The organism is Pseudomonas sp. NPDC089422, from assembly GCF_044749405.1.
Lineage (GTDB): Bacteria > Pseudomonadota > Gammaproteobacteria > Pseudomonadales > Pseudomonadaceae > Aquipseudomonas.
On record NZ_JBIVHW010000019.1, the window covers coordinates 1 to 15,423 of the forward strand.

General features: G+C 57.0%; 9 protein-coding genes. 8 read left to right on the forward strand and 1 reads right to left on the reverse strand.

The window, feature by feature from the left end:
* From ACIPZ8_RS26215 to ACIPZ8_RS26235, 5 genes are all read left to right on the forward strand, one after another.
* A partial coding sequence (locus ACIPZ8_RS26215) for a DUF2345 domain-containing protein (protein WP_400729582.1) occupies window positions 1-1,194 on the forward strand: 1,194 nt, incomplete at its 5' end.
* Window positions 1,195-1,248: 54 nt separating this feature from the next.
* Complete coding sequence (locus tag ACIPZ8_RS26220; protein ID WP_400729585.1) at window positions 1,249-2,946, forward strand: esterase/lipase family protein; 1,698 nt, start codon at window positions 1,249-1,251, stop codon at window positions 2,944-2,946.
* A 115-nt stretch (window positions 2,947-3,061) separates the two neighbouring features.
* Window positions 3,062-3,949, forward strand: coding sequence for a T6SS immunity protein Tli4 family protein (locus tag ACIPZ8_RS26225; protein WP_400729588.1), 888 nt, complete (start codon window positions 3,062-3,064; stop codon window positions 3,947-3,949).
* 342 nt (window positions 3,950-4,291) lie between these two features.
* Entirely contained in the window at window positions 4,292-5,272 is a 981-nt protein-coding gene (locus tag ACIPZ8_RS26230; protein WP_400729591.1) for a T6SS immunity protein Tli4 family protein, read from the forward strand.
* Between the two features lie 202 nt (window positions 5,273-5,474).
* Entirely contained in the window at window positions 5,475-6,362 is an 888-nt protein-coding gene (locus ACIPZ8_RS26235; protein WP_400729594.1) for a T6SS immunity protein Tli4 family protein, read from the forward strand.
* A 333-nt stretch (window positions 6,363-6,695) separates the two neighbouring features.
* On the opposite strand, the gene ACIPZ8_RS26240 is transcribed toward ACIPZ8_RS26235, so the two are convergent.
* Window positions 6,696-6,986 carry a hypothetical protein gene (locus ACIPZ8_RS26240; protein ID WP_400729597.1) on the reverse strand — a complete coding sequence of 97 codons (291 nt, stop codon included), beginning with the start codon at window positions 6,984-6,986 and terminating at the stop codon, window positions 6,696-6,698.
* Window positions 6,987-7,100: 114 nt separating this feature from the next.
* Between ACIPZ8_RS26240 and ACIPZ8_RS26245 the strand changes: the two genes are divergently transcribed.
* From ACIPZ8_RS26245 to ACIPZ8_RS26255, 3 genes are all read left to right on the forward strand, one after another.
* On the forward strand, window positions 7,101-9,617 hold the full coding sequence (locus ACIPZ8_RS26245) for an excinuclease ABC subunit A (RefSeq protein WP_400729600.1): 2,517 nt from the start codon (window positions 7,101-7,103) through the stop codon (window positions 9,615-9,617).
* 185 nt (window positions 9,618-9,802) lie between these two features.
* Window positions 9,803-11,557 carry an L-lactate permease gene (locus tag ACIPZ8_RS26250; RefSeq protein ID WP_400729603.1) on the forward strand — a complete coding sequence of 585 codons (1,755 nt, stop codon included), beginning with the start codon at window positions 9,803-9,805 and terminating at the stop codon, window positions 11,555-11,557.
* 404 nt (window positions 11,558-11,961) lie between these two features.
* Window positions 11,962-15,378, forward strand: coding sequence for a hypothetical protein (locus ACIPZ8_RS26255; RefSeq protein ID WP_400729606.1), 3,417 nt, complete (start codon window positions 11,962-11,964; stop codon window positions 15,376-15,378).
* Window positions 15,379-15,423 lie beyond the last annotated feature (45 nt).

Here is a 15,423-nt window from a genome sequence, read left to right on the forward strand (position 1 = left end):
TGGCACTCCAGCGGTTTGATGAGCGGCTACAAGAGCAAGGAAATCGGCGGCGGCGGCTTCAACCAGTGGGTGATGGACGACTCCACCGGCCAGGTGCGCACGCAGATCCACAGCAGCCACGGCCACACCCAGCTCAACCTCGGCTACCTGATCGACCAGCGCGGCAACAACCGCGGCGCCCTGCGCGGCAGCGGCTTCGAGCTGCGCACCGACGCCTATGGCGCCCTGCGCGCCCAGCAAGGCCTGTACCTGAGCACTTGGAAACGCAGCAACGCCCAGGGCGCCCAGCTCGATGTCAGTGAAGCCCAGCAGCAGTTGCAGAACAGCGAGCAACGGCTCAAGACCCTGTCCGATACCGCCAAGCAGCACAACGCCGACGCCCTGCAAGCTGGCCTGGACAGCCTGACCCAGCTCAACGCCGACGCCGACGTCACTTACGGCAGCGACAACAGCAGCCCGAGCCAAGGCCCGAGCGAACAGCAACGCAACGGCGGTGACACCGCCTGGGCCATTCGCAGTGGCGGCCGCGGCAAGACGCCGGGGTATCAGAAGCCGCTGCTGATCGCTTCTTCCCCGGCCGACATCGCCACCGCCACGCCGCAGAACACCCACCTGCACAGCGGCAAGCACCTGACCGTGAGTACCGGCGAGGATGTCAGCATTGCCAGCGGCAAGTCGTTGCTGGCCAGCGTGGTGCAGAGCATCAGCCTGTTTGCGCAGAACGCCGGGGCCAAGCTGTTTGCGGCCAAGGGCAAGGTGGAATTGCAGGCGCAGAACGACGAGATGCTGCTGACCTCGTTGCAGAACATGAAGCTCAGTTCGACCGCTGCCGGTATCGAGATTGCTGCCAAGGATGGGATTTTGCTGACCAGCGGTGGCGGTTACATCCGTATCAAGGGCGGCAACATCGAAATCCATGCGCCAGGAACCATTGATGTCAAAGGGGCAAAAAAGGTCTTCAGCGGCGGCACCAGCCTGTCGCACAGCTTCAATGAAATGCCCAAGACCGACTTTGCCGACCCGTATGTGATCAAGAAGCTCAGCACCGGGGAGCCCGCGCCGGGGGTGAAGGTTGAGGTGACCAGGGCTGATGGCAGCGTGATGCAGTATGTGTCGGATGCGGCCGGGAAGATTCCTGTGCAGCAGAGTCAGATTGCTGAGTTCATGAAGATCAAAGTATTGGGGGATGCATGATGAGTGATTCCGCTAAGCCTCGTGCATCCACAGCTGGAAATAAGGGATCTCGCCATGGGAACTAAAACCTCGACACCTAAAGATGCCGCGTTGCACCTACCTCAAGAATACGACGAGGATGGAATGCTGACGGCCAGTACCACACTTTCCTCATCGAGTGAATCGATTGAAAAATGCCTATCGTGCAAACGTGAAAAAGTGATTCCGATCATCTTTATCCCAGGCATTATGGGCACTCACCTCATGAATATGCAGACCAAGAAGCCCGTCTGGATCGCCCCTAATTTAGATGGCGTCCTACCTAAATTCAAAGTAGTCGGACTACTTCTGGGAAGCTGGTTTAAATCCTCCAAGCAGCGTCAAGCCGAACTGGACTCTACTCCCGGAGTAGTTGGCATATATGAAGATGGAGAATTGGATACTGCAGGTAGCGGGTTAACCAAAGAAGAAATCAAGAAACGCAAATGGGGCTCGCTAATGAGGACGGCTTATCATCCGATCATGGGCACGATGCAGCACCAGATGAATAGCATCATCATCAATAATGAGCCGCAAGGTGATTGGAAAGAACGAATAGAGCAGGAACCTTGTGACTGGGGAGACTGGGAGGAAAACCCAAGTTTAAGCTCACTTGGAAAAGCCAGCGGTCTAACAGAAGCCGCTGATACGCAATATGAAGTCTGGGCAGCCGGGTACAACTGGCTACAATCAAACAGAGATTCGGCTGAAGACATTATCAATTACATAAACAAGACGGTAATACCCCATTACAAAGGAAAGGCCGAGAAGGTAATCATCGTTACGCATTCCATGGGCGGATTGGTTGCACGAGCAATTGTAGCATGTCACGGATTTGAAAACGCCTACGGCATTATTCACGGCGCAATGCCAGCGACAGGCGCACCAGCCAGCTATAAGCGCGTTCGCGCTGGCTTCGAGGCTTTTGCGGAAAAGAAAATCTTAGGAAGAGATGGTGCAGACGGAGTCGCTGTAATGGCGTTTGCTCCGGGCCCTCTTGAGTTACTGCCGACACGTGATTATAACAATGCTCAGCCATGGTTGTTTGCGAGGGATTTGAAAACCGGCAAGAAAACATTGGGCCTTCCAAAAAAATGCCCGTATGAAGAGATTTATAAATCAGATCGATGGTGGGCTCTCATCCCTGAAAGCAATAACAAACTAATGGATCCAGCCAATATAATTACACCAAAGTTTAGCAATGATGAAGACGAAGGCTTTCACCAAAGCGGCAATAAACTTCGCGATCTATTTCACCAAACTATAGACTCAGTGAAAGGATTCCATAGTGATATTGAGGGCAAGTACCACACTAGTACTTACGTGCATTATTCAGCAGAGGCCAAGTCTGAAGGCCTATTCACATGGGGGAATTTGGATTGGTCTGCTGCGAGCCTTGACGGCCTTGACGTTCAAAATGCCACGTTGACAAGCGATAATCTCGATGCCTGCATCAGTCTTAATGGTCAGTATGAGCTTGAGGTAAGTGAGCCGACTCACGCTGGCGACGGAACAGTACCCGTATACTCATCGGCTTCGCCTCGGGGAAAGGTCGGCGTACTCGGAGCCTTTGCTCATGGGCAAAACAATGGGCTTCTTAACAACCACTGCAGGATTGGAAAATATAACTGCACCGTCGGATACAAACACCAAGACGCTTACAACGATAAATACGGGCGCTCTACTTTTGCCACGCTCTACGGGCTAATTAGGCTCTCCGCACCTCAGACTTGACAGCGAACGAAAAATGAAAAGAAGAATAACCAGCGCTGCAAATATAGCACTCATACTGCTAACAACTTTGCTTTACGCTCAACACTCCACAGCTCAGCTACCCCAGGAAAAGAACATGCGCGATTCCGATTGGCAAACTCGTTACTACGGTCGATTCAAGCTCGACTTACCCAAAAACTCAGAAGACTCTGCCTACTTTAAAATATATAATGAAAAAATAGACCTCATCAGCAAAAATGGAAAAAAGGATATCAACACAAAAACTGCCGAGCTAATTGAGCAGCTTAAACAAGGCAAAGCTCGAGGCACCTACAGTCGTTACGAGAAAACAATCACACTTGAAAACGAAAGTGTTTTGATCATATCAAAACTCGAGAAGCTATATACATTCAACTGTTTTTTCTTGACCAACAAAAACACACTGTATCGCATGACCGTAAGCGCCTTAAATGAAGCAGATTACGAAGGGGCTATTGAAAAAATGAAATTGATAAACAATGCCATTAAGTTCAGGTCACCACAGGACGCCCCTCCTGCAGGAGCGTTTGCTATCGAAGCAGGATACTTAAAATTTTCTCCCCAGCAACCTGCAGAGTCAGTTTATATGGGTTCACAAATTGCCGGCCATCCGGGTACATACGTCAGCCTTCTCACACAACGTGTCAGCCAACTAGAAGAGCCTCTCTTTGCTCGTTTTGACAAACAGCACACTAGCGGAATTAGCGGTCAGATCTCAGAGCTTATTAGCAACTCAAAGACCTTGCGCAAACAAAACCGAATGATTGGAGCACTGCCTGCGCAAGAAATTGCAATCATGACCGAGGTCGACGGCAAGCAATTTTACAACTTTCAACTTGAGTACCAAGGCACGGTAAAGTCAAATACCTTGCCTTATTTGGCTTTGGAGTTGGGAACGCATGAGGTGGGTAGCGATTTTAAATCAAGCGAAGAGGCACTTGCATTCTGGGATCGCGTGGTAAACAGCTTGGAGCCCGCCCCCTGAAGCTAGGTTATTTTCAAAAGTAGCATCTATCAGTTCTATTTCCGCATAGAATATTAGTGCAAAAAAATTACTGCATGTCACTTTCTCCTAGATGGCCTTGGGCAGTTTACGAACACCAAGGCCAGAAAACAACGATAAGTCAGCTCACTTCCAGACAGAAACCAGCGGGCGGCCCTGAATTCTCTAACCCAGATGAGCCTAGCGATTTACTGCAAACCAGGCGACCATGATGTAACAGGCTACAAGCACCAAGATGCCTATATAGACAAATTTGGGCCCACCCAATTTGCAACCCTATATAGCTTGACAGATAATGGGCTAAAAAGCGACTGAGGGCAATAAATGCGCAGTACTCACAAGGCTTTTATAATGCTATTTGTCCTTTGGGTGCTCCACGCCACCGTTTCGGCAGCAGACACTATAAAAGGCAATGCAATGAATGAAATCAATTGGCCCTCCCACTACTTTGGTCGCTTTGCAATTTCACTGCCGAAAAACTCAGAAATATCAGCAGACTACAAGCTTTTTAATGAGAAGCTTGAACTAATCAGCAAGAATGGGCGTGCTGATCTCGCAAGCCAGGTGACCGAAAAAACCGAAGAATTAAAAAAAGGCATTGCTCGAGACACTAGCAGTCGTTACGAAAAAACAATACCGTTTGACAATGGTAGTGTACTACTGCTGTCTCGACTGGGCGACTTTTACACGTTCAATGTCTTTTTGCTCACCAGTAAAAATACGCTTTATCACCTGATGGCAAAAACGTTAACCGAAAAGAGCGTGCCCGGCGGCATTGAGAAAATGCGCATGCTAAGCAATGCTATTTACTTCAGGCGCCCAAGCGACGCCCCTCCGCCAGGAGGCTTTGCCATTGAAGCTGGCTATACGACACTACCCGATGACAAATTTTTTGAGTCCATCTACATGGGCGCCCAGATTTCAGGGCATTCTGGCACCTACATAAGCCTTCTTACCAAAGGTATTCTGGAAAAAGAACCCACTCTTTTACAGCGCTTTGATGATTGGCAATACGACAGCGCTCTGAGCGAACTGGCCAACTCAGGCCAGATGCATACGCTACGCAAACGAAAGAGAATCATTGGCGATATGAGCGGCGAGGAGATAGCGATCAGCGCATCTATCGATGGAAAGCGATTCTATGCATTTCAATTCGAGTATGAAGGAACCTTGGAGTCCAACACGCGTCCCTACATTGCCATTGAGCTAGGCACGCACGAGGAAGGCAGCAATTTCAAATCGGATGAAGATGCACTCGCGTTCTGGGATCGAGTGATAGAAAGCTTCAAGCCTCTCCCGGAGTAGCTTCTGAACATCGCGCTGGGTGTCTGCAGGCATCAATGAATCTGCAGCCATTCAGTGTCGAGTCGCTAAAAACATCAGCCACCCACTGCATAAAAAAGGACGACCAGGTGTGTTTCCAATTTCGCGCACGACGTATAGCTTCTTGATCGGATTGCTCTTCACCCCATTCACCATGAAAGCCTATGCCACAGGGGAAACCCTCATGGAAAACGTTAAATGGCGCACCTTCTACATGGGACGTTTTCAACTATCACTTCCTCGAAACTCGGAGGTCTTGATCGACTACAAAATATTCGACGAGAAAATAGAATTCCTAAGTCAGAACGGACAATCCGATTTACCCCTGACCATAGAGCGTCAGATTAACGATTTGCAAAGAGGTGTTGCTCGCGGAACAAGCAGCAAATACGAAAAAACAATCCCGCTCGCCAATGGCAGTATTTTATTGCTGTCGCGCCTTACCAGCTTGTACACCCTCGATTCTTATTTCCTTACAAACAGAAATGCACTCTATCGAATGATGATTAAGCGCGTCACCCCAAAGGGTGTGCCTGAAGCTGTGGAAAACCTGCGCAAACTGAGCAACTCTATCTATTCCAGGCGTCCTGAGGCAGAACCTCCACACGGCGCATTCGCTCTGGAGGCTGGTTACTCCACCCTCCCAAATGATCAATTTTTCGAGTCGATATATATGGGTGCTCAGATTGAAGGACACACTGGAAACTATGTAAGCCTTCTTACACGAAGCATTACCGAGAAAGAATCGAGTCTTCTTGAGCGATTTCATAATAGAAAATATGACCCTGTAGTAGGCGAACTATCAATTAACGCCCACCTGCAGACGCTACGCATGAACAAACGAATGGCCGGCGGCATCGAGGGCGAAGAGATAGCTGTTAGCGCCACAATAGAAGGCAAAACATTTTATGCCTTCCAATTTGAGCACGGCGGCACATTGGAGTCCAACACACGGCCCTATATCGCCATTGAACTAGGCACTCATGAAAATGGAAGCAACTTCAAATCAAATGATGAGGCACTGGCCTTTTGGGATAAGCTCCTGGACAGTTTCAAACCTCTTCCGGAATAAACAGGTGACGGTACTGAGCAAGTACCCTTACAATCACAGTCAACACTATCCAGGGATACCTTTCAGCAATGACAACCCCGAGCTTCGCCTGGGCTTGGACTATAGCTACATATCCAAATTTAAACCGGCGAGCAAACCAGGCTTTTCTGACAACCCGGGGAGCAAACCGCTTGCAGAAATAGAATTCATGAGAATTTGGGATCAGGCTTTAGACTCCCTCTCTCTAAGATGACGTCAATGAGCAGTCATTTCGCGAAAAACAAAGTGCAGTAAGTTGGCCAACACTTTGAAGTGGCTTGAGTGCGAAGTCGATCTTCAGCATTTGCAAAGCGCTCAACCCTCCACGAACAGCAACCCGATCGCCAACAGCATCTGCGCCGCAATGGTCCAACTGAACCAGGCAGGTCGGCGCCCGCACAGCCACACCGCGGCATTCAGCACCAGAGTGATCACGTTGGTCAGCCAGAAGAACGCCAGGCCCCACATGGCCGGGTCGCTGCCCAGAAAAGGCACATAGCCGCCTGAATCGACGGCGACATAAAGCGAGAACAGCACACCGACTACGGCGATGGCAAGGGAGGTAAAACCAAGGTAGCGCGACAAGCGAGTTACAAAAGGCTTCATGCGGGGGCAGTGCTCCTTGAAAAAGGCACAGTCTACCCAGAACCACCCGCGCAAGCGCCCCTGCCATTGGAAATGCTGTTAACTTGAGCGTTCCAAAACGCCAAGGACAGCGCCATGCCGCCACGCCCCACCACCCCCACCGGTTTCATCCGCGTCCGTGGCGCCCGCGAGCACAACCTCAAGAACATCGACGTCGATATCCCCCGCGACGCCTTGGTGGTATTCACCGGGGTGTCAGGCTCGGGCAAGTCCTCGCTGGCCTTCTCCACCCTCTACGCCGAAGCCCAACGCCGCTACTTCGAATCGGTCGCGCCCTATGCCCGGCGCCTGATCGACCAGGTCGGCGTGCCGGACGTCGATGCCATCGAAGGCCTGCCCCCGGCCGTGGCGCTGCAGCAGCAACGCGGCACGCCCAGCGCGCGCTCGTCGGTGGGCAGCGTCACCACCCTGTCCAGCTCGATCCGCATGCTCTACTCCCGCGCCGGCAGCTACCCGGCCGGGCAGCCGATGCTGTATGCCGAGGACTTCTCGCCCAACACCCCGCAGGGCGCCTGCCCGGAGTGCCATGGGCTGGGGCGGGTCTATGAAGTGACCGAGGCGACCATGGTCCCCGACTCGTCGCTGACTATCCGCGAACGCGCCGTGGCGGCCTGGCCAATGGCCTGGCAAGGGCAGAACCAACGCGACATCCTGGTGACCCTCGGCTATGACGTCGACATCCCCTGGCGCGACCTGCCACAGGAGCAACGCGACTGGATTCTCTACACCGAAGAAACACCCACCGTGCCGGTGTACGCCGGCCTGACACCGGCGCAGACCCGCGCTGCGCTCAAGCGCAAGCTCGAACCGAGCTACCAGGGTACCTTCAGCGGCGCCCGGCGCTACGTGCTGCATACCTTCATGCACTCGCAGAGCGCGCAGATGCGCAAGCGGGTGTCGCAGTACATGCGCCCCAGCCCGTGCCCGTTGTGCCAGGGCAAACGGCTCAAGCGTGCGGCGCTGGACGTGACCTTCGCCGGTCGCGACATCGGCGAGTTGTCGCGGCTGCCGTTGCAGGCGCTGGCCGAGGTGTTTCGTCAGGTGGCTGCGCCGGGCTACCTGGAGCAGCATGACGACAACCTGACCCTGGAAAAGCGCCTGGCCGCACAGCGCATCGCCAACGAGCTGCTGGAGCGTATCGACACCCTGATCGACCTGGGCCTGGGCTACCTGGCACTGGAGCGCAGCACGCCGACGCTGTCGTTTGGTGAACTGCAGCGCCTGCGCCTGGCCACTCAGCTCAATTCGCAGCTGTTCGGCGTGATCTACGTGCTCGACGAGCCCTCCGCCGGCCTGCACCCGGCTGACAGCGAAGCGCTGTTCGATGCCTTGCAGCGGCTCAAGCAGGCGGGCAACTCGGTGTATGTGGTGGAGCACGACCTGGGCACCATGCGCCGCGCCGACTGGCTGGTGGATGTCGGCCCCGCGGCCGGCGAGCATGGCGGGCAGGTGCTGTACAGTGGCCCGCCGGCCGGCCTGGCAATGGTCGAGGCTTCGCGCACTGCCGCCTACCTGTTCACCGAACAGCAGCGCAACCTGCGCACACCACGCCAGCCGCACGACTGGCTGGCGCTGGAAGGCATCACCCGCAACAACCTCGACAACCTCAGCGCCCGCTTTCCATTAGGTTGCTTCACGTCGGTCACCGGCATTTCCGGTTCGGGCAAGTCGAGCCTGGTCAGCCAGGCCTTGCTGGAGCTGGTCGGTGCCCTTCTCGGTCATGCCGAACAGAAGGCCGAACCTGAAGAGCAAAGCCTGGAAGATGAGCCCGAGCAGTTCAGCGCCGGGCGCGTCACTGCTGGGCTCGACAGCATCAAGCGGCTGGTGCAGGTGGACCAGAAGCCGATCGGCCGCACGCCGCGCTCCAACCTGGCCACCTACACCGGGTTGTTCGACCATGTGCGCAAGCTGTTCGCCGCCACCGAGCAGGCCAAAGCCTGCGGTTTCGATGCGGGGCGTTTCTCGTTCAACGTCGCCAAGGGCCGTTGCGACAACTGCGAGGGCGAAGGCTTCGTCAGCGTCGAACTGCTGTTCATGCCCAGCGTCTACGCGCCCTGCCCGACCTGCCACGGTGCACGCTACAACCCCGAAACCCTGGCGGTGAGCTGGCAGGGCATGAACATCGCCCAGGTGCTGCAACTGACGGTCGAGCAGGCGCTTGAAGTGTTCGCCGAGCAGCCAGCGGCGCGGCGCTGCCTGCAGGTGCTGCAGGACATCGGCCTGGGCTACCTGCGCCTGGGGCAGCCGGCAACCGAGCTGTCCGGTGGCGAGGCGCAACGGATCAAGCTGGCTACCGAGCTGCAGCGCGTGGCCCGTGGCGCGACCTTGTATGTGCTGGATGAACCTACCAATGGGCTGCATCCGCAGGATATCGACCGCTTGCTGGTGCAGCTCAACCGGTTGGTCGAGGCCGGGCACAGTGTGGTGGTGGTCGAACATGACATGCGCGTCGTGGCGCAGAGTGACTGGGTAATCGACATCGGGCCGGGGGCCGGGAATGCGGGCGGTCAGGTGGTGGTCAGTGGTACGCCAGAGGTGGTGGCCGAGTGTGCCGATAGTCGTACTGCCGAGTTTCTGGCCCGGGCCTTGTAGCGCCTGATCTGGCCTCTTCGCGGCTAAAGCCGCTCCTACAGGAGATTTGCATCCCTTGTAGGAGCGGCTTTAGCCGCGAAGAGGCCGGCACAGGAGAAAGAATCCTTCCTATACTCCCCCTGGCATCCCTGCATGCCGTCTGCCCAAAAATCGCGATACCTCAATAACAACAATCGAGGTGGCAAATGGTCTGGCAGCAAATCTACGATCCGTTCGCAAGCCCCGTGCTCTCCACATTCATGGCCGCGGTGCCGGTGGTGGTGATGCTGGCGGCACTGGCCTTCTTCCATATCAAAGCGCACATCGCCGCCCTGCTCGCCCTGGGCTCGGCGCTACTGATCTCGATCTTCGCCTTCGGCATGCCGGCCAACATGGCAGGCTCCGCTGCTTTGTACGGCGCCGCCAACGGCCTGCTGCCGATCGGCTGGATCGTGTTGAACATCATCTTCCTGCACCGGCTGACCACCGAGAACGGCTCGTTCAAGGTGCTGCAGGACTCGCTGGCGCGCATCACCGACGACCGCCGCCTGCAGCTGCTGTTGATCGCCTTCTGCTTCGGTGCCTTCTTCGAGGGCGCAGCGGGCTTCGGTACGCCCGTGGCGGTGACCGGGGCAATCCTTATCGGCCTGGGCTTCTCGCCGCTGGCGGCGTCGGGGCTTGCCTTGATCGCCAACACAGCACCGGTGGCGTTCGGCGCGCTGGGCACCCCGATCATCACCCTGGCCAAAGTCACCGGGCTGGATGAAATGGAGTTGTCAGCCATGGTTGGCCGGCAGCTGCCGTTCTTCTCGGTGATCGTGCCGTTCTGGCTGATATGGGCATTTGCCGGCTGGCGCAAGATGCTCGAGGTGTGGCCGGCGATCCTGGTCGCCGGGGTCACGTTCGCGGTACCGCAATTCCTCGTGTCGAACTTCCACGGGCCGATGCTGGTGGACGTGATCGCCGCGCTGATTTCCATGGCCTGCCTGACCGCTTTCCTGCGGGTGTGGAAGCCGGCCAGCGTGCACACGTCGGCGGCACTCACCGGGCGCGTCGACGACTCCAAGGTCGAGGACGACGGCAAGGCCGGCGCGTCGACCACCTTTGCCCAGAGCGACCAGCGCAGCGTGTTCAAGGCCTGGTTGCCGTGGATCATCCTCACCGTGTTCGTGTTCGCCTGGGGCACGGCCGGCTTCAAGAACCTGTTCGACACCCGCCCGGCGCTCGACCCGGCCAGCGGCGCGGCCATGCTCGACCCGCAGGGCAAGCCGATGCGTGAAGGCAACCCGGTGTTCGCCCCGGTGTTCACCTTCGACTCGATCCACCAGCAGATCGAGAAAGTACCGCCCGTGGTGCCCACGCCGAAGAAAGAAGATGCCCAGTACAAGTTCACCTGGTTCACCGCCACCGGCAGCGGCATCTTCCTGGCGGCGATTCTCGGTGGGCTGCTGATGGGGTACTCGCCTCTGGAGCTGGGGCGCCAATATCTACGCACGCTGTGGGTGGTGCGCTACTCGCTGATCACTATCGTCGCCATGCTGGCGCTGGGCTTCCTCACCCGCTACTCGGGGCTGGACGCAACCATGGGCCTGGCGTTTGCCGCCACGGGCATCTTCTACCCGATGTTCGGCACCCTGCTCGGCTGGCTGGGCGTGGCGCTGACCGGCTCGGACACGGCCTCCAACGTGCTGTTCGGCGGGCTGCAGCGGGTGACTGCGGAGCAGCTGGGGCTGAGCCCGGTGCTGATGGCGGCGGCAAACAGTTCGGGCGGGGTGATGGGCAAGATGGTCGATGCGCAGTCGATCGTCGTGGCCTCTACCGCGACCCGCTGGTATGGGCATGAAGGCGAAATCCTGCGCTATGTGTTCTTCCACTCGATCGTACTGGCGGTACTGGTGGGGGGGCTGGTGACCTTGCAAGCTTATGTAGCGCCGTTCACCGCCATGGTGGTGGGCCACTAGGGCATTGCGCTAGAGCGCTTGCTGTCAGGGCCTGACATGCCTGCCAGCAAGCGCTTTCATGGATGACCGCGGTGCGGTGAGCGGGGCAGCAATCGACGCATTGACGGTGCGATGCCAATGGCAGTTATCGGACGCGATGCTGATTGATCTGTAACCCTGGCGATACACGATAGACTGCCGCCTGACAAGTTCATACCGAACATCTGGAAGTTGTTGCCCTCCCTAACTCACAACTTGCCTGTTCTTTCCGTCAAACTAAAATCAAGTTGCCAGTTCTTGTGAATCAGGTAAATTTTCGCCGCTCCGCACAGCCGACCCCATCGACGTAGTGCACGCCGCCGCTCGCGGCATCTGGATCCGGTCCCGCATTCGCGCAAAGAGCGACCCGTTTCGGGTATTGCGCCATGGATACGAACAAGGATTCAACTAGCAACTACTCCGTATGGCTGCCTGGCGGTGCAGTGGTTCTGAGCCTGGTTATTTCAACGTTTGCGCTGATCCGTGAACCGTTCGTGGAAACGCGTCCGGTCGGTGCGCAGTTCCAACCGCAAACGCCTATTGAGGCGCGCCTGTGGCAAGACCCCTTCGATGCATTGGAGCGCTATCGAAAACGCATCAAGGACCAAGAGCCAAAACCTGAGCCCGCCTGCACAGCCACCTCCCCAGAAAAACCGGCCCAACTGCTGGTTGCGCTGGTGGAGGATGGCGCCTATGCCGAAGCTGTCGAGCTGCGCCGGCGAATGCGCTATGCCATCCTCGCAGGGCTGAAGGGGGCTCGGTTTGTGCCTGAGGACGAGCAGCATGTACGTTGCCTGGCCATGGCCCCGAGCCTGCAGACACTGACAAGCGGCAAGGAAGCGGTCGAAGTACCCTACGAGGATTTCGCAGCCGACCCACTGGAACCGGCTCCCTCCACCGACGAAGAGCAGCCGCCTGTGGAGCATGTGCGCCTGCTATGGCTCAAACAGAATGCCATTAAGCGTAATCCACTGGGTTTACTCGAAAACCTTCGATCCGCACCGATCGGGGGCAAGGAAAACGGCGTACTCAAAGTGATAGGCCCGGCTGACTCGGCGATGCTGGGCCAGTTTTATGCGCAAGAGGCGGAGGCACAAAACCTCCCGGATGACTATGTGTTCTGGAATTACCTGACCAAGGGCATCGAGATCTATTCACCGCTGGCAACCGCCGACAAAAAATTCCTGTTAGGCCAGATCAGCGCGCCCAAACATTCCGACACCCACTCGTTCAACAGCCTCAAGTTGATTCGCACCATCAGCGACGACACCACGATGGCCCGCCTGCTTCTGGATGAGTTGAAGTTGCGCCACGTTGACCCCACGGCAGGCGCGCGTTGCCAGACGCCGGATGATGAACACAAGTGTTTTCCGGAGGGTGAATGGCGCAACGCCAACCGTATCGCCTTGATCTCGGAATGGGACAGTTTCTACAGCCGTGCCTTGATCCAGAGTTTCCGCAAAAAAATTGCTGAACGGCCTACATTTGACCCTCTGGGAATGGACCGGGTCGACCCATGGGTCCTGCGCTTCAGCTACCTGCGCGGCCTCGACGGCCATTTGCCGGAAGACACGATCGCCAAGACCGAGAAGAAAACCGACAACACCAGACCCGATTTCGACCTCAGCCCTTTGGAAAAGTCCGACGGCAATTCACAGCTGGATTACTTGCGCCGCCTCGCCGAGCACATCGCGATGCAGGACAAGGCTTACCGCAATGCCGGCAAAAGCGGCATCGGCGCCATCGGGGTACTCGGCCTGGACACCTATGACAAGTTGTTGGTGCTGCAGGCACTCAAGAATCGCATGCCCAACAAAGTGTATTTTTCGACTGACCTTGACGCCCGCATGTTGCAACGTGGCCAAGCCGAAGTAACGCGCAATCTGGTATTGGCATCGGCGTATGGCCTGACGCTTACACGTGCCTTGCAGCAAGAGATGCCGCCGTTTCGCGACAGTCTGCAAAGTTCGGTGTTCATCTCGGTACTGGCAGCCATGGCGCCCGAACCCTTCGACGCCAAGCGCTGGCAGTTTGATTATTCCAAGTCGGGCATCCTGTCTCCGAGTATCTACGAGGTCGGTATCAGCGGCTTCATACCGCTGGAAAGCAGCTCCACCCGGGAGCGTGCCATCGACTGCGGCCCTGCCGACAGGCATTCAGGCCAGGGCACTTATATCCGGCCTCAGGACATCATGGCCTTGCGCTGCCTGCAGGATCCTTCCCCGCCCATCTACCCAGAGCCCTCACCGGCACTCCAGGACCGCTTGCATGGCATTCAGTCATTCATGCTGGCGGGCCCGCTGGTACTGATACTGGTCACCCTTGGCCTGCTGCTGAGTTGGTGGAGCAGCAGTAATGGCGAGACGAGCACGGGGCCGAGTGCATGGGTGCCGCCGGCACTCTATGGCATGGCCGCACTATTGGCCTGGGCTGCCACACGCACCTGGCGGGTCGAGTTGATGTGGGTGGCGTTCGGCTTGATCCTGCTGGGGTTGATCGCATCAGGCCTAAACCGTCGCATGCTTGATTGCAAAGCCAACGTGGCAGGCAAAGCCCTCGCAGGCGGTGGCCTGTTCGATGCCAACGCCTGGTATGTGCTGGTGCCATTGGTGATATTCATCCTGGCGCTGCTGGGGGCCTACCAGAAGCGTGAGAGCCTGACTGAACACGGTCTGGGCGAGCCGATGTTCCTGTTTGAAGGGATCAGCGCCTGGCCAACCCTGGGGCTGCGCTTGCTCGCGGTGCTGATTTCGCTGGCCGCGCTGGCCTGGGGTGCACGCAACCTTCGCCTCAATCGCCTGGAGATCGAGCGCGACTATCACCTCAGCAGCGCCATGCGCCATTGCCCGACAAGCCTGTGGCGCCAGCCGCGCCTGCTGACCCGTCGTGGCAAGCTGCGCCGACTCGGCAAACTCGCAAGAGAGGCCGGTGAGTGGCTTCATCATATATTCCTGCCGCTCTCGCCCAACACGCCGCGCATGTATGAAAGGAGAACCGGCCTCGCTCACACGCCAAGGCAGTTCATCGTCTATTGGCAGGAGCACTGTATCTGCGGCAGTTTTGGTGCAAGGCTGCTGCGCGCCATGCTGGGTTCCTGGATCTTCCTGGTACTCACCAGCATGTTCTTCGTGCTCTGGCCGATGGATGGCGACCCCATGCGCGGCAACCTGGCGCTGCGCCAGTGGAGCTGGCTACCACCGCTGCTGACCTTCAACCTGCTGGTGTTCTGGGTTGTCGACGCCAACCGGCTACTGACCCGGTTCATACGCCAATTCAGCGATGAGGACTGGATCTGGCCACAAGGGCTGCAGCGGGAGCACAAGACCCTTTTCGGCAAGCTCGCTCACTGTCAATCGCACCCGAGCATCGACGCCTGGTTCGGCCTGACCCTGATTGCCAAGCGCACCGCCGCCGTCAGCCGGTTGATCTATGCACCGACCATTGTCTTGCTGATCCTGATTGCCTCGCGCAGCAGCCTGTTCGACAACTGGTCGACCCCACCCGGAATGGTCATCACCTTCGTGCTCACAGGGTTGATCCTGCTGGGTTCGGCGCTATCGCTGCGTCGGGCGGCCGAAAGGGCCAGAACGGTGGGCCTGCAGCGCATCGACCAGTACCTGCTGAAAACCCCGGACGAAGCCTTGTGCGGCAAGTTCAGCCTGATCCGCGAGCGCATCGTGACACTCAACACCGGCGCCTTCTCCCGTTACGCCGACGAGCCGCTGGTGCGTGCACTGTTGCTCTCGCTGACCGGTTTGGGGGGCTCGGTATTGGTCGATGCGCTGAACTATTCGAAGTTCTAGTCACAACCTCTCGACACTTAGGCGCATGGAAAACGCCTCTCGAAA

Excerpts from the sequence above, each read along its gene's own strand:
- ACIPZ8_RS26230 (WP_400729591.1), top strand. The coding sequence starts at position 4,292 with ATGCGCAGTACTCACAAGGCTTTTATAATGCTATTTGTCCTTTGGGTG.
- ACIPZ8_RS26255 (WP_400729606.1), top strand. The coding sequence starts at position 11,962 with ATGGATACGAACAAGGATTCAACTAGCAACTACTCCGTATGGCTGCCT.
- ACIPZ8_RS26245 (WP_400729600.1), top strand. The coding sequence starts at position 7,101 with ATGCCGCCACGCCCCACCACCCCCACCGGTTTCATCCGCGTCCGTGGC.
- ACIPZ8_RS26220 (WP_400729585.1), top strand. The coding sequence starts at position 1,249 with ATGGGAACTAAAACCTCGACACCTAAAGATGCCGCGTTGCACCTACCT.
- ACIPZ8_RS26225 (WP_400729588.1), top strand. The coding sequence starts at position 3,062 with ATGCGCGATTCCGATTGGCAAACTCGTTACTACGGTCGATTCAAGCTC.
- ACIPZ8_RS26235 (WP_400729594.1), top strand. The coding sequence starts at position 5,475 with ATGGAAAACGTTAAATGGCGCACCTTCTACATGGGACGTTTTCAACTA.
- ACIPZ8_RS26240 (WP_400729597.1), bottom strand. The coding sequence starts at position 6,986 with ATGAAGCCTTTTGTAACTCGCTTGTCGCGCTACCTTGGTTTTACCTCC.
- ACIPZ8_RS26250 (WP_400729603.1), top strand. The coding sequence starts at position 9,803 with ATGGTCTGGCAGCAAATCTACGATCCGTTCGCAAGCCCCGTGCTCTCC.